General features: G+C 58.2%; 15 protein-coding genes and 2 pseudogenes. 10 read left to right on the forward strand and 7 right to left on the reverse strand.

All coding sequences use genetic code 11. The features are described from left to right. The first annotated feature begins 122 nt into the window (after nt 1-122). The 4 genes and pseudogenes from PHA81_RS19725 to PHA81_RS19740 all read left to right on the forward strand — a co-directional run. Nucleotides 123-506 (forward strand): cupin domain-containing protein, encoded by a 384-nt coding sequence (locus tag PHA81_RS19725; protein ID WP_005046257.1) that lies wholly within the window; start codon nt 123-125, stop codon nt 504-506. 157 nt (nt 507-663) lie between these two features. Continuing rightward, nucleotides 664-1,782 carry a hypothetical protein gene (locus tag PHA81_RS19730; RefSeq protein ID WP_241430432.1) on the forward strand — a complete coding sequence of 373 codons (1,119 nt, stop codon included), beginning with the start codon at nt 664-666 and terminating at the stop codon, nt 1,780-1,782. A 76-nt stretch (nt 1,783-1,858) separates the two neighbouring features. Then, nucleotides 1,859-2,005, forward strand: coding sequence for an SMR family transporter (locus PHA81_RS19735; protein ID WP_005046263.1), 147 nt, complete (start codon nt 1,859-1,861; stop codon nt 2,003-2,005). Nucleotides 2,006-2,188: 183 nt separating this feature from the next. After that, nucleotides 2,189-2,395, forward strand: a pseudogene (locus PHA81_RS19740) (IS5/IS1182 family transposase); the annotation flags it as partial. 128 nt (nt 2,396-2,523) lie between these two features. Here the strand turns inward: PHA81_RS19740 and PHA81_RS19745 are convergent. The 3 genes and pseudogenes from PHA81_RS19745 to PHA81_RS19755 all read right to left on the reverse strand — a co-directional run. Continuing rightward, nucleotides 2,524-3,198: pseudogene (locus tag PHA81_RS19745) on the reverse strand (cation transporter); the annotation flags it as partial. Nucleotides 3,199-3,393: 195 nt separating this feature from the next. Then, on the reverse strand, nt 3,394-4,275 hold the full coding sequence (locus PHA81_RS19750; protein WP_049910444.1) for a universal stress protein: 882 nt from the start codon (nt 4,273-4,275) through the stop codon (nt 3,394-3,396). Between the two features lie 331 nt (nt 4,276-4,606). Next, nucleotides 4,607-5,500, reverse strand: a complete 894-nt coding sequence (locus PHA81_RS19755) for a universal stress protein (protein WP_005046276.1) — start codon at nt 5,498-5,500, stop codon at nt 4,607-4,609. 157 nt (nt 5,501-5,657) lie between these two features. Here PHA81_RS19755 and PHA81_RS19760 point away from each other — a divergent pair, with 157 nt between their 5' ends. Continuing rightward, a complete protein-coding gene (locus PHA81_RS19760) occupies nt 5,658-6,104 on the forward strand; it encodes a pyridoxamine 5'-phosphate oxidase family protein (protein ID WP_005046278.1) in 447 nt (148 codons plus the stop codon). Between the two features lie 64 nt (nt 6,105-6,168). Here PHA81_RS19760 and PHA81_RS19765 read toward each other — a convergent pair whose 3' ends face one another. Continuing rightward, entirely contained in the window at nt 6,169-6,618 is a 450-nt protein-coding gene (locus tag PHA81_RS19765) for a universal stress protein (protein ID WP_005046280.1), read from the reverse strand. Nucleotides 6,619-6,921: 303 nt separating this feature from the next. Here PHA81_RS19765 and PHA81_RS19770 point away from each other — a divergent pair, with 303 nt between their 5' ends. From PHA81_RS19770 to PHA81_RS19785, 4 genes are all read left to right on the forward strand, one after another. Next, entirely contained in the window at nt 6,922-7,488 is a 567-nt protein-coding gene (locus PHA81_RS19770; RefSeq protein WP_005046282.1) for a DoxX family protein, read from the forward strand. 89 nt (nt 7,489-7,577) lie between these two features. Next, nucleotides 7,578-8,441: a universal stress protein gene (locus tag PHA81_RS19775; RefSeq protein WP_049910467.1), complete on the forward strand. Its 864-nt coding sequence runs from the start codon at nt 7,578-7,580 to the stop codon at nt 8,439-8,441. A 129-nt stretch (nt 8,442-8,570) separates the two neighbouring features. Continuing rightward, nucleotides 8,571-10,673 (forward strand): acetate--CoA ligase, encoded by a 2,103-nt coding sequence (locus PHA81_RS19780; protein ID WP_005046286.1) that lies wholly within the window; start codon nt 8,571-8,573, stop codon nt 10,671-10,673. After that, on the forward strand, nt 10,670-11,731 hold the full coding sequence (locus tag PHA81_RS19785) for a phosphotransacetylase family protein (protein WP_005046287.1): 1,062 nt from the start codon (nt 10,670-10,672) through the stop codon (nt 11,729-11,731). Before PHA81_RS19780 ends, PHA81_RS19785 begins: the two co-directional genes overlap by 4 nt. A gap of 223 nt (nt 11,732-11,954) precedes the next feature. Here PHA81_RS19785 and PHA81_RS19790 read toward each other — a convergent pair whose 3' ends face one another. The 3 genes from PHA81_RS19790 to PHA81_RS19800 form a co-directional block, all read right to left on the reverse strand. Beyond that, nucleotides 11,955-12,938: a DoxX family protein gene (locus PHA81_RS19790; protein WP_337958944.1), complete on the reverse strand. Its 984-nt coding sequence runs from the start codon at nt 12,936-12,938 to the stop codon at nt 11,955-11,957. A 210-nt stretch (nt 12,939-13,148) separates the two neighbouring features. Next, nucleotides 13,149-13,481, reverse strand: coding sequence for a cupin domain-containing protein (locus PHA81_RS19795; protein ID WP_005046290.1), 333 nt, complete (start codon nt 13,479-13,481; stop codon nt 13,149-13,151). A 74-nt stretch (nt 13,482-13,555) separates the two neighbouring features. Then, nucleotides 13,556-14,929 carry a hypothetical protein gene (locus tag PHA81_RS19800; protein ID WP_005046293.1) on the reverse strand — a complete coding sequence of 458 codons (1,374 nt, stop codon included), beginning with the start codon at nt 14,927-14,929 and terminating at the stop codon, nt 13,556-13,558. 204 nt (nt 14,930-15,133) lie between these two features. On the opposite strand from PHA81_RS19800, the gene PHA81_RS19805 reads away from it, so the two are divergent. Then, nucleotides 15,134-16,891: a cbb3-type cytochrome c oxidase subunit I gene (locus tag PHA81_RS19805; RefSeq protein WP_005046295.1), complete on the forward strand. Its 1,758-nt coding sequence runs from the start codon at nt 15,134-15,136 to the stop codon at nt 16,889-16,891. Nucleotides 16,892-17,551: the final 660 nt, after the last annotated feature.

Consider the following 17,551-nt stretch of genomic DNA (forward strand, 5'->3'; position numbering starts at 1 on the left):
GGTCACTGATTCATCCGCTTCATTCCTACAACGTATCAGCTATTGGGCTGTTGAGCCAAAGTGGACAACTAGCGACATTGGGCAGCGATCTGGCCCAACCACGCCCTTTTGATATACGATAGATGGTTAGCACTGATTTCGATACAGAACGCGCGTACAACGACGAACAGTTCGCAGCTCAGACCATCTCAACGAGCGAACGGATGAAGGTCGCCCTCGGATACTTCGGGCCAGGACAGTTCATTCCGGTCCATTCTCCCGACAGCGACGTCACGATCGCTGTCCAGTCAGGAACTGGTGTGATCCGCGAAGGGTCAGAGGAGCACATCGTCGAGCCAGGCGACGTTGTCGTCGTGAAAGCAGGGACCGATCGAGGAGTGAGGGCCAATGACACGGAGCTGGAAGCGTTACTGGTGACGGCCCCACCACCGTCGGACGCCGAACACGATCCTGTTAGAGCAGGAATTCGGCGCGATGAGTTCGATCCGCAAGCAGACGACGCATAGATGGGTCAAATCGCTACTATCGAACGAACCGTTCGATGATTGTGATAGATGTGTCGCGACCGCAGCGGCAAGCGTCTATCCGTTGTGCAGCGGGATGAGCGCAGCTATCGTTTCACGGTGGGCGCGTCGATATGTCCTCACCAGTGCTCTGTTTTTGGTGGTATGGCAAACCGGCGTGCTGGTTGGCCTTCGGCCTCGAACGGAGGTGCTGCTCGGCGTGTTTGGGTTTGTTCTCCACATGATCTTCGGGAAGGCCTACTCACTCGTTCCGTCGTACTTCGAACGTGAGCTCATAGTCACTCGTGCGCCCGGGGTACAGTTTCCCCTCACAGTCGGTGGAACGTGTAGTCTCGCTGTAGTGTCAGCTCTACCGGGTTTAGAGTGTCTTGAGCCTATTGGAGCGAGCCTCTGGGGACTCGGTGTCGGCGTGTTTCTCGTGGGCCTCCTCTGGACGATCCGTGGGAATCTCACTGGAGAAGCGACTGGAACGGGGGAAGCGAACGCCGACCGACGATCGGTAGATCGGGTTGCAAACGGGTTCGTTCCGGTTGCACTAACCTACTTGGCGATCGGCTCATACGAAACGGTCGCAATTCACACCGGTCTCCCGACGCTCTTCGACGGGTACTTTCCACGCGTCTCCCATCTGCTCGCGGCTGGAACGGCGACAATGCTTGTGTTCGCTCTCGGATTTCGATTGCTCCCGCGATTTCTGGTCGCATCCCCACCCCTGTGGCTCGTCGTCCTCGTGCTTCCAGCGGGCGCACTCGGACCGCTACTCCTCGCAACGACGCTCGGCAGCAGTAGTGCTTGGTTCACACTCGGCGCGGTCATCGAAGCCTTGGCTATGATCGGATTCACACTTACATACGCGGTGTTATTCGTTCGGTCGGACCGCCGACGTGTCGGATTTTACGGCGTGCTCGCCGGTGCAGGGAGTGGGGTATTAGCGATCACACTGGGACTGTCGTTCGCGTTCGGCCACCTTTCGCCGTCGTTGGCGCTCGCTCACTTCCGACTCAACGTGCTCGGCTTTCTGGGACTCACCATCATCGGCGTCGCATACCAATTCTATCCTCCCGCTATCGGGACTTTTCGTGGGGCGTCCAATCACGCCGCCTTGCTTTCTATCGGATGCCTTGCTGGTGGTCTTCTCAACCAAGTGGTTGGCCTTGTCGGTCAACTGAGGCTCATGATTCTGTCCGGAGAGCTACTGACGCTCATCGGAACAGTTGTATATGTCTACCAGATTATCGCTGTATTCCACGCACGGTGATGTGCGATGTACACTTGGAATAAAGTTCGATAGCTGTTCCAAAACCACTATACTGCGGTGCTTGGTCGTTTCATAGATGGTTTCGGCATGGGTGTACCTCATCGTTGCAGCAGTGCTTGAAACCGGCTGGACAATCGGCCTTGAGTACTCCGACGGATTCACGAAGCCCGTACCGGGTGTCGCCACCATTGTCTCGATGGCGATTAGCGTGGTGCTTTTATAGGAATTAGCACTGGTTTTCGGAGTTCTCCCATCACAGGTTATCGACTAGTTAGAGCTGGCGTGCGAGATACAGAGGCTGTATTCAGCAATCCACCGCCTTTTGTTTCACACGGTTCTATTGAATCCGCAGACGGCAGCGGGATAGGTCGCCAGCATCACGGGGTTGAAGCAGGAGAATGTTGTTGTGCAGAAGACACTCTTCCGCTTCGTCAAGCAAGCTGTCTCGATCGCACGAAAGCTCACCGATGCAGCGCTCATGGAGATTAGCGATCCCACCGGCAACGGAGTTGCCGGCTGGAAGCACGCCGTCCTGCACTTTCTCCGCGTTCACATGGATGCGACGCTCAGCGAAGTCCTCGACTGGGCCGAGGAGATGGAGCGAGTGCGAGCCGGAGTGATCAGCGCAACGTTTGGATAGTAGGGAGTAGGGCTGCATCTAAGAGGCGAAAAATCGAACGACAGTACTACGTTCGCTAACTCTACTCGCCGACCAGCATTCATTTCTTACGCAGACCACTCTTGCTGGAGTGCTTCGCCCGCCTGGCCCTTCGAGCGCGCTTCGAGGTAGTTACCGAGCGTGATGAACACGAGGATCAGCGCGGCGGTGTCGAAGTACAGACTCCCCGCGAGCAGCCCCAGAAGTACGACGACCGAGTAGAGATACGCGGTCGAGGACCCGAGCGCGATCAGTACGTCCATGTTCGCCATCCGGTTTTTGATGAGGGCCTTGTAGGCGTTCTCGTAGAACGGTCGGCCGAGCACGATCTGTACCGGGGTCGCAAGCAGGAACTCCACCCAGCCGAACTCCACACCGAGGATCGTCTCCGGGAGCGCCCCGCCACCGAGCACGAGCTTCTCGACCATGAACGCGATCAGCGGGATCGAGAGTGCTGCGCCAAACAGCGTGAGCCGGAGCTGCCGACGGATTTCCTCGTTCCGAGCGGTGTCGCGGCTGTCCTGTTCGGACTCGCCACTATCATCCTCGCGCACGGGCGAGTAGCCAGCGCTCTCGATCGCGTCGTAGAGTTGCTCGCGAGAGACTTCGGCCGGATTGTACTCGACGTTCGCCTCGTCAGTCGCGTAATTGACTTCCGCCGAGATCACGCCAGGGACGTCTTCGAGCGCCGTTTCGTTGGTGTCGGCGCAGTTCGAGCACGTCATATCCGCAATTCCGATGGAGATTGACGTGCTCATTCAATGCCCTTGCTCCTCAGATACCTCGGTTCAAACTCCGGATAGACTTGTGATACGAAAGTAGACCTAATAGAAACTCTATCGATGCACTGACGAGCCTGGTTCCGGGATCCACGCCGAGATCCTCACAGATTCGTCAATCGCTTATTATCAAGGACCTTCATGAAACGGAAGAGCGTCTTGCGCAACGTGTGACTACGTTTCCGCTTCGGTCGTTCGAACGGTCAGCACTGGTATCGGTGACGTTCGCACTAACTTTTCGGTGACACTCCCCAGCATATACCGGTCGAATCCAGTTCGACCATGTGTACCGACGACAATGAGGTCCACATCGTGCTCGTCGATGTACGCAAGAATCTCGCCATGGATCGATGTTCCGAGTACAACTGACCCGGAAACGGGGTCGACCGAAGCATCCGTTGCGAACTCCGTGGCGTCCTCAACGATCTCGGTCGCGTTCTCTTCGAGGAACTTCATCTGCATCTGGATGCGAACATCGACTCCGAGGCTCGTGACATCGACGACCGACAGCAGATGAAGTGCGGCCGTCTCTTCAGTCGCCACGTCGACGCCAGTCTCGAGAGCTTCCCTCGCGCAGTCGCTCCCGTCGGTCGGAACCAGTACGTTTCGATACGGATGAGTGACTGTGACATCGCTATCCGGTCGAATCGTGAGCACGGGGATATCCGCCCGCCTGACGACACGCTCGGTGGTGCTGCCGATCAGGAGCCGTTCGAGACCCTGACGCCCATGTGTGGGCATGGCGATGACGTCGACATCGCGCAACTCGGCATAATCGAGGATCGTGCTATATGGCTCCCCCTGGAGTACTTCTGTAACAGTAGTGACTCCACGCTGGTGAGCACGGTCAGCGGCATCGCGAACGATCCGTTCACCCTCCTCTTCGAGGACATCGATGACATCGCCTTGAATTTGGATAACGCTATCCCGTGTCGTATCCGCGACGTGGAGGATGTGAACCGTTGCATCATGCGCCGCAGCGATATCGAGAACGTGATCGAAGGCGGCTGTTGCTCCGTTACTCCCATCGGTAGGGAGAAGGATCGTCTCAAACATGCGAGATTCTACTAGCCATCACCAATTAAGGATTTTCCGGCCAGCGAGAGTTGCCATCCTCTGGCGGGAGGGGAAAGGGAAGCCCTTGCGCCGATAGACGAGAAATCGGGCGACCGTCGCCCAGTCGTTCAAATCGACTTGCCTGCTGCCGGAGCCGACGAGGTAGAAAAATAGAGTCACGAGTCACCGTCGAACCGAAATGGCATCGGGCGTAGCGCGGGCGTACCCTTCGGTCAGGAGTCCCAACACCCCGACGCTCTGACTCGACAAGGACCCACGAATCGACTCTTCGTCTATCCGAACCTACCGTGTGCGCCCAGTTCATCGGTGGTCATCGGTTCGCCTGCTCTCGCGCGTTGACCGCCAACACCGGCATCTCGGCGTGTCTGATGAGCCGTTCGGCGGTACTCCCGAGGAGATACCGACTCACGCCCGTGCGGCCGGTCGTACCCATCGTGATGAGGTCGACATCGTGTTCGTCGGCGTACCCGAGCAGGTCGCGCGCCGGCAGGCCCTCGCTGACGCTGGTGGTGGCGTCGAGACCCGCCTCCGCGGCGCGGTCGGCAATCGCTTCGGTCGCGCGCTCGCCTTCGGCCTCGAAGCGCTCGATGAGTTCCGGTGGTGGGGTGGAGCCGGGAGTCGGGGCCATCGCGTCGACATCGACGATGATGACCGCGTGGACGCGGGCACCGGCTCTCTTTGCGATCTCGATGCCGTGCTCAATGGCGGCGCTCGCGGCATCACTACCATCAGTCGGGACCATCACGTCCTCGTAGTCGCCGACGAGGTTGCTGCGCTCGGTCACTTTGGTCGTCAGCACCGGACAGGGGGCGCGGCGCACGACGTGTTCGGTCACACTGCCTGCCACATACCGACTCACTCCGGTCCGGCCGTGGGTCCCCATCGCCACCATGTCAGCGTCGTGATTGTCGGCGTACTCGAGTATTGCATTGACGGGTCTTCCCCGCAGCACCGCCGATTCTATTGCGTCACTGTCGAAGACGACTTCAGTCGTCTCGATCGCCTGTTCGTTTTCGGCCTCGATGCGTGTGACGAACTCCGAATCGACGCCACCGGCGTTGAACATACCACCCGCCGTTTGGATGTCGGCGGCGCTGATGAGATGGACCGTCGCGCCGAACGCTCGTGCGAGATAATGGGCGTGTTCGGCGGCACGAATCGCATGTTCGCTGCCGTCGGTCGGAACGAGGATGGTCTCGTACATCGTTCGTCGAGTTAGTTCGCCGGCATATAAATTCAGTTGGCAGTTCCAGAGCGTGGGAACGGGCCTGTGGATTCATGCTCCGTGCACCCGCAGTGAGCGGATCGCTTCATCTCGCTACTGGGGTAGAGTTTTGTCGATTCGTCGCGTAGTTCGTGTCATGAGCGAGAGTGACTCCGAAACGATGGACGAAGACGAGCGGGATGGGTTTCTCGGCAGCGGTGGCACGGGCGTCATCTCTCTATCAACTGGCGAGGAGACGGCACCACATTCGACGCCGGTCTCATACGGCTACGACGCAACCGAATCGGTCTTTTATTTTCGGCTTGCCAACGAACCCGGCGGCGCGAAGGGCGACCTTTCCGGTCGCACCGTCTCGTTCGTGACCTACGGCAACGCCGACGGGTGGAAAAGCGTCGTGGCGACCGGACAGCTGGAGCAAACCACCGAAGAGTCGGTCGCCACCGAGAGCTTGCAAGGACTCGAACGAGTCCACATCCCGCTCATCGATATCTTCGGCAAGCCCCCGCGAGAGGTGGCCTTTGAGTTCTATCGGCTCGTTCCCGACGAGCTAACCACCCGGACGGAAACACAAACCGAACTCTGACGATCACTCAAATTAATTGAACAGAATACGATGAACACGAAAAAGCAAGCTGTAGCGAACGTCCCTAACTGTTCGGCTCGGTCTTCACGACGAGCGCGGGTTGACCCGTCAATCTGAGAACACGGTCGGTGACGCTTCCCAGAAGCGCTCGATACTCTGCCGAGCGATGTTTCGTCCCGAGGACGATCAGACTCACGTCATGCTCGTCAGCATAGTTGGTGATCCTCTCAACGGGGTCGCCGTGTTGCATGGCCGTGACGACTTCGATACCGCGGTCATCGGTTTCGGTACGTATCGTTTCGAGTGTCTCCCGTCCATGTTCGGTGAGACCGTGTTCGGGTCCCTCTGCCGAGTCGACATACTCGTCGCCGCTATACGCCGTATATACGCTCTCGTCGACCACATACAGGGCGTGTAAGTTGGCGTCGTGGGCCACAGTGAGGTCGATGGCATGAGAGGTTGCGTTTTCTGAAGCAACGGTACCATCGGTCGCGAGCAAGACTCGGTCGTACATACAAGCCGGAATTCGATGTCGGTCCGCAATATACTGTCGATCGAGAGGATGTCTCGCTTATCTCACTCACTATTGGTGACGAATATGGACTATACGCTCGTACTCGAAAGTGGATTGACCGCGATCGGTTTCGCCGTTATTGTGTATTCATGTATGCAGAGTAACACCGTCACAATTCCTATTGTTGCCTATAGTATGGGTCGATGTGGATGCACCGCTCGCTATTGATTCTCAGTTACTGAGAACCAGCTTTGTGGTATATATTGTCCGCTCCCGTCTGTTCACCTGTAGGAGGAAAACCCAATGGCAGCAAACCAGATGACCGGCGAAGCAAACACGTTCAGAAGCAACATTGGAGGGATCACCCTTACCGGGAAGGCGCACAGTCTGAGCGCGTGGTTCGTCCTCGCGCTCAGACTCATGATGGGGTATGCGTTCCTCTACTCGGGAGTGGACAAGATCCTTGCCGGTGGATTCGACGCACAGGGATATCTGGTCGGAGCGGTCCCTGAAGGGAGTCCGCTGGTGGGTCTGTTCGCGACGATGGGCCAGACTCCGTGGTTCGTCGACTTCGTGAACGTCGCCGTCCCGTGGGGTGAAGTCCTCATCGGACTTGGACTCCTCGTGGGCTTCCTGACCCGCCTCGCAGCGTTCTGGGGCGCGTTCATGATGCTCCTGTTCTACTTCGGGAACTGGGAGGTCACCCACGGCGTGATCAACGGCGACTTCGCGTACATGCTTGTGTTCCTCGCTGTGGCCGCCTTCGGGGCGGGACGCATCCTCGGCCTCGACGCCATCGTCGAGCAGCACGAGATCGACGGCCAGCCACTCATCGAGCGCTACCCGAAACTGGACTACATCCTCGGGTGATCGTCACCCGGGGGTTGCTCTATACGACGATACCCGTCTGGAATGAGTGAGGCCAAACTACAAACACCACTGAGACACAACAACACATGATGTACGATACCATTCTCGTCCCGACGGACGGCAGTAAGGGAGCGAACGCTGCGGCGCGACACGGACTGAACCTGGCGGAGGCGTTCGACAGCCAGGTCCGGTTTCTGAGCGTCGTCGACGATCGAACGTACAGTAGCGGTCTCGCAGGTATCGACTCGGAGGCGAACGACCAACGGGAAGCACTCGAACGACAGGCCACTGACGCGCTTGGAGTGCTCGAGGAACTCGCGGACGAAACCCCGAGCACGTACCAGACGGCGGTCGAACATGGTGTTCCGTATAAAGTGATTCTTTCCTATGCCGACGAGCACGACGTCGATTTGATCTCGATGGGCACCCATGGACGAACCGGCCTCGATCGATATCTTCTCGGCAGCGTCGCCGAACGCGTCGTCAGAACGAGTGACGTTCCCGTTCTCACCTCTCAGTCCGAACCTGAAGAGAACTCGGGATACGACAGAATTCTGATTCCGACCGACGGAAGCGATACCGCAACCGCCGCCGTCGACCACGGTTTGGCCATCGCAGAACAGTACGACGCGACAGTCCACGTGCTATCGGTCGTTGATCTCAGTGCTGTGGTAGGTTCGTACGATGTCGCACCCATGATCGAGTCGTGGAAAGAACGATGTGAGCGAACTGTCGAGAGTGTCGCTGAGGAGAGTGAAAATCGCGGTCTCGATGTCGTCACTGACGTTGTAGAGGGGACACCCTACCGAGCGATACAGCAGTACATCGAAAGCGAGGAAATCGATCTCGTCACGATGGGCACCCATGGTCGGACCGGGCTCGGACGTTATCTCATCGGTAGCGTGACCGCGCGTACCGTCAGAACGAGCGAGATTCCGGTTCTCACAGTCTGATGAATCCACGCAGCGAGACGATTTCTTCTCAATATTCGATGACTGTTCCGACCATGAGCTGTTCATCGGGGGAATCGTTCAGGGTTTGCCACCTCATGCATTATTACACTACCGACAAATTCACGACCGATGGGTGATCTCTCGGAGCTATTCGCGCCTTCGACCGTGGCCGTCGTCGGTGCAACCGAGCGTGAAGGCTCGGTCGGGCGGGCGGTCACCGCCAATTTACTCGAATTCGACGGGGAGGTGGTACCCGTCAACCCGAACAAGGAGACAGTATTCGACCACGAGTGCTATCCCGACCTCGGCTCGGTTCCCGATCCTGTGGACCTCGCGGTAGTAGTCGTACCAGCCGCTGTCGCTGTCGAGGTCGTCCGTGATGCGGGGGCGGCTGGCATCGAGAACGTCGTCGTGCTCACTGCTGGCTTCGGTGAGGCGGGCAGCAAGGGAGCCACTCGCGAACGCAAACTCCGCGAGACGGCCAGCGAGTATGGCCTGAATCTCGTTGGACCGAACAGCGTTGGCGTGATGAGCACCTCGGTGGGCATGAACGCGACATTTGGGCCCGAGAGCGCTCGAGACGGCTCGATCTCCTTCATGAGTCAGTCGGGTGCGTTCATCACTGCAGTGCTGGACTGGGCGAATGACCGCGACATCGGTTTTCGCGACGTGGTTTCGCTCGGCAACAAGGCCGTCCTCGACGAACGCGATTTCGTCGAGGCATGGGGCGAGAGCTACAACACCGATGTCATTATCGGTTATCTGGAAGATATCGCGGACGGCGGTGCATTCATCGAGACAGCACAGGAGGTCACTCAGGAAACGCCGATCGTGGTCGTGAAATCCGGTCGGACGGAGGCGGGCGCACAGGCAGCCTCCTCGCACACGGGGGCGATCGCTGGCAGCGAGCGCGCGTACGAGGCAGGTCTCGAACAGGCGGGTGTTATTCGCGCGGAGACAGTCGAAGAGTTGTTCGACGCTGCGAGTATGCTTGATGGTCAGCCACTCCCGGAGAACGAGGCGGTTGCCGTCATCACAAACGCGGGAGGACCGGGGGTGCTGGCCACCGATGCGGTCGGTGACTCCCAATTGGAATTGGCCTCATTCGCTGACGACACGCTCAGATCGTTCGAGGAGGTCCTCCCAGAAGAAGCGAATATCTACAATCCAGTGGATGTCCTTGGTGACGCAGCAGCCGAGCGCTTCAGCGACGCGCTCGATATGGCGCTCTCCGATGCAAACGTCGGCGCAGCACTCGTGCTCGCTTGTCCGACGGCGGTACTCTCCTTCGAAGAACTCGCTGAAATCACGAGCACGACACAGGCCGAGCATGACCTTCCGGTGGCTGCCTGTCTGATGGGTGGGGAGTCAACGCACGAAGCACGCGATATCCTCGACGACGCTGGCATTCCAACCTATTTCGATCCATCACGGGCGGTCACGGGCCTCGCTTCACTTGCGCGCTACAGGGAAATTTCGACCCGCGAGTACGAAGCTCCAGCGTCGTTCGACGTTGATCACGAGCGGGCTCGAGATATCATCCAGAAGACGGCTGAACGCCCCTCGAATACGCTCGGCGTCGAAGCGATGGATTTGCTCGATGCCTACGGTATTCCGACGCCGCAAGGGGCAGTCGTGGACACCCCGACTGAGGCCGAGCGTCTCGCGACCGACATCGATGGCGACGTCGTCATGAAGATCGCCAGTCCGGATATTCAGCACAAATCCGACATCGGCGGCGTCCGTGTCGGTGTCTCTGACAGTGAGGTGGCTGACGCCTATGAAGATCTCATTGCTCGCGCGAAGAACTACCAGCCGAACGCTACCTTACTCGGCGTCCAACTCCAAGAACAGGTCGACCTTGACACCGGAACCGAAACTATCGTGGGAATGAACCGCGACCCACAGTTCGGTCCCCTGTTGCTATTCGGTCTCGGGGGGATCTTCGTCGAGACTCTCGAAGACGTCGCCGTCAGGGTCGCACCCGTGAGTGAACCGATGACCGCAGCGATGGTTGATGAGATCGATGCCGCGCCGTTGCTCCGCGGAGCTCGGGGGCGCGATCCCGTCGACGAGACGGCACTCGTTGAAACACTCCAGCGAGTTTCGCAGTTGGTTACTGATTTCCCTGTCCTTCTCGAACTCGATATCAACCCGCTCGTTGCCACGCCTGAAGGAGTCGTGGCGGTGGATCTCGCGGCGACTATCGACTCGGAGGAACTCGACCCATGAACCCGATACTGTTCACCTCGACCGACGAAAGCACCGGTAAGACTGCCATCGCGCTCGCGGTCGCGCGCACCGCCGACGAGAGAGGCGTGAACACTGGCTACATGAAACCGAAAGGCACGCGTCTACAAAGTAACGTCGGGAAGACCCTCGACGAGGATCCGCTGCTCGCGCGTGAATTACTCGATCTCGACGCCGAGGTTCACGAATTGGAACCGGTGGTATACTCACAGACGCTCATAGAGAGTGCACTTCGAGGGCAAGCCGATTCCGAAGAATTGCGTGAGCGCGTCACAACGAGCTATCATGGCCTTGCCGACGATCGCGATCTGATAGTGGTAGAGGGAGGGAACCGACTCTCGACAGGAGGAATCATCGATCTCACCGACCGAGCAGTCGCAGATTTACTCGATGCACGAGTGGTACTCATCGCGCACTACGACGAGCCCGGCGATGTGGACGACCTCCTCGCGGCGATCCAGCAGCTCGGTGAGGTGGACGGTGTGCTGTTCAATGGCGTGTCGGACGACGACTACGAAGACGTGACGACCGACGTCATCCCCTTTCTCGAAGATCGGGGGATACCGATACTTGGGGTGGTGCCCCACCAGCGTGAACTCGCGGGCATCACGGTGGCAGACCTCGCCGACGAACTCGGGGCACGAGTGCTCACTGACGAGACCTCCCTCGATGGACTTATCGAACGGGTCACCGTCGGTGCGATGGGTCCCGAAGCTGCCCTCGGGCAGTTCCGGCGCACACGCTCGGCCGCGATGATCACTGGCGGCGACCGGCCCGAGATTCAGACCGCAGCACTGCAGGCGTCTGGCGTCGCCTGCCTGCTTCTCACCGGCGGTCACAGCCCCCCACAGGCAGTTCTCGGTCGCGCAGAAAAGGCCAGTGTGCCGGTACTGCTCGTCCCATCCGATACGATCACGGCTGTCGACCGTGCTGAGGACGCCATCGACTCCGGCCCAGCACGGAGCGCTGACACCGTCGAGCGGATGCGGTCGCTGCTCACAGACCATCTCGATGTCGACATGCTGCTCAACTTAAATTGAAATGATACGACCACACAAACCGCTTCGTTCACTCCAGCAAGGCTCTCTACGGCCTACATTATCGTCCGCGAGCAATTCGTACAGCTCTCCCCCGACTATCGAGTTGTGCTTTTCGTAGTGTCGCTAACAGTAGTAACTACGGGCTTGTTCTTCAATGCCCTTCCTCTTGCAATACTTCGACTCTATACCTTTGTGAACTTGTGATTCGAAACTCAAACAGCCACTAATCGGCAGGCGCTGCTTGTGTCTCCACCTCGCTGGTCTCCATCCACTCATCGAGTGCAAACGGACCGGAACCCGTCACCAGCAACACCGAGACGAGCCCGAACAGCGAGATGTGGGCGAGCACCGGGTCATTCGGGAGCCCGAACAGTGTCGTGGTGAACATGACGAACGCAACCCCAGCAGACGCACGGGTGAACACACCGAAGAGGAGTGTTACTCCAATGGCCATCTCTACGAGACCGGCACCGAGAACCCACAATTCGGGCGAAACCGGGACGACCGCCGTGAGGTCATACTGGGCGACCACCGCGAGGGCATCGCCGGGGTTCATCAACTTCTGCGTGAACCCGAGATAGAAGAACGTAAACCCGAGTCCAGCCCGGAGTACCGTTGGCACATACAGCGTATACGGCTCAACCATACGCGCGAACGGGATCGAAAGACGACGGTAGATCGGATCAATTCTGGCATAGAGCGTTCCGTCAGTCGCCGCAATCCGTGCCAACACGTGATCGGCACTCGGTCGTCCACCGCCAAGCAGGATGATTGCGATGAATCCCGGCACGTACTCGGCGGCCAGCAGCAGTTCGGGATGGAAGACCAATCCGACGAGATACCCGAGAAAGCCCACTCCGGCCACGAACCGCGTGGCGAGTCCGAAAAGGAGCAGAAAGCCGACTGCCACCTCGAAAAGACGAGTCGGAGTAGCCACGACCGGAGTGAAAAAATATCCGGCGAAGCCCGCGCCCACAAGCGGTAGTCCGATACTCAACCGCAGGAGCCACGGTAGGAGATCCTTGTACTCCGACAACGTGTTTCGGAAGAGAGTGATGTCACGGGCCGCCGGTCGAAAGTGCAGATAGACCGCTATCACTGCGACGACCGCTATTGCACTCCCGACGAGAACGAACGCAGTCGTCGGCTCCGACAGCGCCTCACTCAGAAAATGTACGGCGTCAATCGGATCACCACCTTCAGTCACGTATTTCACGTGCGCTCGTGCCGTTTTGCTGGTCGCAATGAGACTGCACAGTCCGAGTAGTACCCCGGAAATCACACCTTTCGACGGCCGTTGCTTCATATGAGACAGTACACACCCATCGAGCTAAATAGTGTGCTAATTCTCATCTGCCGAGAATCCCAAGTAGCGAATCCAATATTCGATATTGGAGGGGATCGAGACCGATTCCTGTCATTCGGATGGTGAGAAAACGACCACCGCAACACTATCCTCGATAGCGCACGGTGAGATCTCGCATTCACCGCTGAACCGTATCAGATCGCCCGGAGCGAGCGCATAAGTGTCCTCATCGAGCACGAGGTCGAGTTCGCCAGTGAGTACATGAAGCACGATATCGGTGCCCGGATGTCGATGCGGGGGCATCTGCTGTCCGGCATCGAGCATTAGCCGGACGGTTCGAGGCGTGTGGTGGTCGAACACCTCTGCGTGGGGCGTCTTCTCTAACGTATCGAGGCGCGTGATCTCCGGCTTGGTCGTGGATTCGGGAGGCGTGGTTGCTGTCATCGGTAATCGGTTCACTTGAACAGACGCCGAGTATGAATGTTCACGTTTCCCCGAACATGATCGGTGCAGGCGCGTTACCGTCTATCTGATGGTGGTTCCTGTGATTCAGAGATACGTCGCTGGTTGGATGCTGCGAGCCTCGAAACGAGTATTCCCCGCAGCCCGTGCGGGCTATGGGTGTGAATGACCAGCAACATGTTGGCGACGAATAGACAACATCCAGCGAGGACCGAGAGTCCGCTGACGGGCAGAGCGATGCTCGGGAGCGCGAACCACTCGGTGAGAACGATCAGCACCGTGCCGAGAAACACTGCGATAAAATCGACGGCCGCGATACGCGCATTGTAGAGATCATCGATCATCGGTACTTTTTCGTAGCCGAGCAGATCGCTGTAGCGATGCACCCAGATGATGAACGGGACGATATGATAGAGCGTTCCCAGTACGACGAAGCCGATGATGCCGAGAACGAGCAGATGGACGGCTCCAGGTGCGCCGAACAACGATGAGCGTGTGAGAGGATCGACGAACCATGTTGGTGTTGTGAGGACTGCCCAGAGTATCATCGCAGGGACGACGACAGCATATCGAGACAGCATCGGTGTCCAATCGACTTGCGTCTCGTACAGACGACGAGCGAGGATCACGCTGAATCCGAGAAGGCTCGCAATAACAAGCAAGCCGCCAACCTGAGCGATAGAGTGAATCGCCAAGAGTCGACCCAGTGCGAGCGTCACCACACCGACCGGATAGGCGACCGTCTCGAACCGACGGAGGTGGCTGTCGATACCGTGAAGGCTGGTCTGGGTGAACATCGTCCCAAGCTGATAGAGCGCTCCAAGGATGGTCGTGAGGACCGCGCCGAAGACCGCAAGTGTTGCGTGCGTCATGACGATGCGTTCGCGCGGTATCGACAGCGGCGCGAACACCGGATAGGTGAAATCGACCGCCAACAGCAGACCGAGGACCGTCAGTAGAACGAAAAAGCAGAGCGAGAGCCCAAAGTGGCGTTCAGTCACATCAAGCGGGCGGGCGGTCACCAGCGTACGCGAGAGATTGTAGACGAACACCCAGAATCCGATGAGCATGACCGCGCCGAACAGAGGCAGTAATCGGAGATCACGAATGAGGAGCATCGCCACGAACCCAACGAGACCGATCGTGACGAGCCACAGCTGGACGACAGCAAATCGACGCGAATGTAGTTCGACGCCGGACCAGACGGGCACGAACTGCGTCATCGCCCCCATGATCGTGATACAGACCCAACCCGCGAGGAGTAAGTGAACGTGCGATAGCGTCGCTAATCCGGAAACGAGGCCGAGCGTGTTTCCCAGCCCGAACACCGCGCCCCCAAGGAGGAAACAGAATCCGACGACGAAGTGGCGCATTGGGACCGTCATCGGCGGCTGTTGGCCTGTGTCGAGACCACCCGGAATCACGCTCATACGTCCCGACTACGGCGGCGACTCACCTTGCTCTGTTTCCGAACACGTTCGATATGACTCAACGAAGAGCAATCTGGTGTTCCGCCGTGGATCAAGAGACAGCAGAGCTACGACCGAATATGTTCCCAATAACTATTATCAGGTTCCCTTAGAAACAGGACACGTATGGCGGCAATTACGGCCCAAATCGCGCCAACGGTACTCATGGGCGTGGTCCTGTTAGGCGTAGTGATCTGGCTCACCCGGATTGAGGACTGGCGGTCGTACACGCCGCTTGCGGGCGGGAGCGGAGCTATTAGTGAAGAGAGTGGCTATGCTCATGAGGAAAAGCCCGGTGGGATCATTCGATGGTTCACGACGGTCGATCACAAGGACATCGGAATGCTGTACGGAGCCTACGCAGTCATCGCGTTCTCTGTCGGCGGGATCATGGTCATGCTGATGCGAGCGGAGCTCATCGCGCCCGCCACCGACGTCATCGGCGCGGAGTTCTACAACTCGCTGTTGACGAGCCACGGTATCACGATGCTGTTCCTGTTCGGGACACCCGTGCTCGCGGCGTTCGGGAACTACTTCGTCCCCCTCCTGATCGGCGCAGACGACATGGCATTTCCGCGGATCAACGCCATCGCGTTCTGGCTGCTACCGCCCGGCGCGCTTTTGATCTGGGGCGGATTCTTTACGGCCCCGATCGCGAGCCTTGACATCGTTCCGGCACAGACCGCGTGGACGATGTACACCCCGCTGGCGGCGGGCGTCGGCAGCGGCACCCAGGCGAATGTCGGGGTCGACTTCATGCTGCTCGGGCTCCATCTCACCGGCGTCTCGGCCACGATGGGCGCGATCAACTTCATCGCCACCATCTTCACCGAGCGCGGTCCCGACGTCAACTGGGCAAACCTCGATATGTTTTCGTGGACCATGCTGACTCAGTCCGGGTTGATTCTGTTCGCGTTCCCGCTGCTCGGCAGCGCGATCATCATGCTGCTGCTCGACCGCAACTTCGCGACGACCTTCTTTGCGGCCGGGGAGGGTGGCGGCCCGATCCTCTGGCAGCACCTGTTTTGGTTCTTCGGCCACCCTGAGGTGTACATCCTCGTCTTGCCGCCCATGGGGCTCGTCAGCCTGATACTGCCGAAGTTCTCGGGGCGAAAACTATTCGGATTTAAGTTCGTGGTCTACTCAACGCTCGCGATCGGGGTGCTCTCCTTTGGCGTCTGGGCCCACCACATGTTCGCGACCGGGATCGACCCGCGAATCCGGGCGAGTTTCATGGCCGTGTCACTGGCAATTGCGATCCCGAGTGCGGTTAAGACGTTCAACTGGACCACGACGATGTGGGGTGGTAACGTCAAACTGACCGCACCGATGCTGTTCTGTATTGGATTCGTTTCGAACTTCATCATCGGCGGCGTGACTGGCGTGTTCCTCGCTGCGATCCCGGTGAACCTCGTCCTCCACGACACCTACTACGTGGTCGGTCACTTCCACTACATCGTGATGGGGGCGATCGGCTTTGCGGTGTTCGCCGGACTATACTACTGGTATCCGATCTTTACAGGGAAGATGTATCAGAGAAAACTAGCGAAGGCTCATTTCTGGCTCTCGATGATCGGGACCAATCTCACATTCTTCGCGATGTTGTACCTCGGCTATCTCGGGATGCCTCGCCGGTACGCGACGTACGATTTCCCGATCGGACCGGTGAACATCATCACCGTTTTCCACCAGCTCGCGACCCTCGGCGCGCTGATCATCTTCGTCGGTCAGGTCATTTGGATTTGGAACTTCGTCCAGTCGTGGTACGAAGCCCCCTCGATGGAGGACGTCGATCCATGGAGCCTGAAAGAGACCGGTCAGTTCACCCACGAGTGGCAGTGGCATGAGCGACGGACGGAGACAGCCATTGCCGATGGTGGAGATGATACAGAAAGTGGAGCTAAGGAGAACCAGTCCCGATAACCGAAGGTCGTTCTGTCCGGACTACTGCTCGCTTACGGTCTTCAAGCACATCCTCAAGTTGAGGGACCCAATTAGTTGTTCCAACGAGAAGCACGCGAGCCGTCGCCAATGTGCTTGTTGAAGATGCCATTTTTCTAAGAGCGTGTGCCCGGTTATATTCAAAATACTGGCGAAAGTGGTATGTTCACAAACATCAAATAGCTTGGTATGGGGTCCGTATCCAATACTGGTGCTGACTCACCTAGTAAAAATCCATCCCAGGAATCTGGCCTCATAGCATGTCCAAGTTGTGGTTCTGCTAATGAAAAATTCTACACGTACTGTCGAGAGTGTATAGCATCCTTACGAGACTCTTCGCAGACACAGTATCTATACCTTCCACAAGGGAGATGAGGTTTCAAGAGATACGTGCTCCGACGCTCTCCTTATGATCGAGCTGCGAGAGGTCTGGTAGTGACGGCAACAGATTGGTGTGTTGCTCGCTCGCGATACCGGAAACCGAGTGCCGAAATAAACACCGGAATCGGATCGCTACTCCTCAGTATCGAGTTCTGTTCCACACTCGGGACACGTTTCGTCAGCAACGGCTCTATTGAATCCGCAGAGGGCAGCGGGATTCACGGTTTGAGGGCCAGTTCGAGGTTGTAGACCGCAGCGGTG

The sequence above is a fragment of the Halococcus sp. PRR34 genome (assembly GCF_028617175.1).
GTDB lineage: Archaea > Halobacteriota > Halobacteria > Halobacteriales > Halococcaceae > Halococcus > Halococcus salifodinae.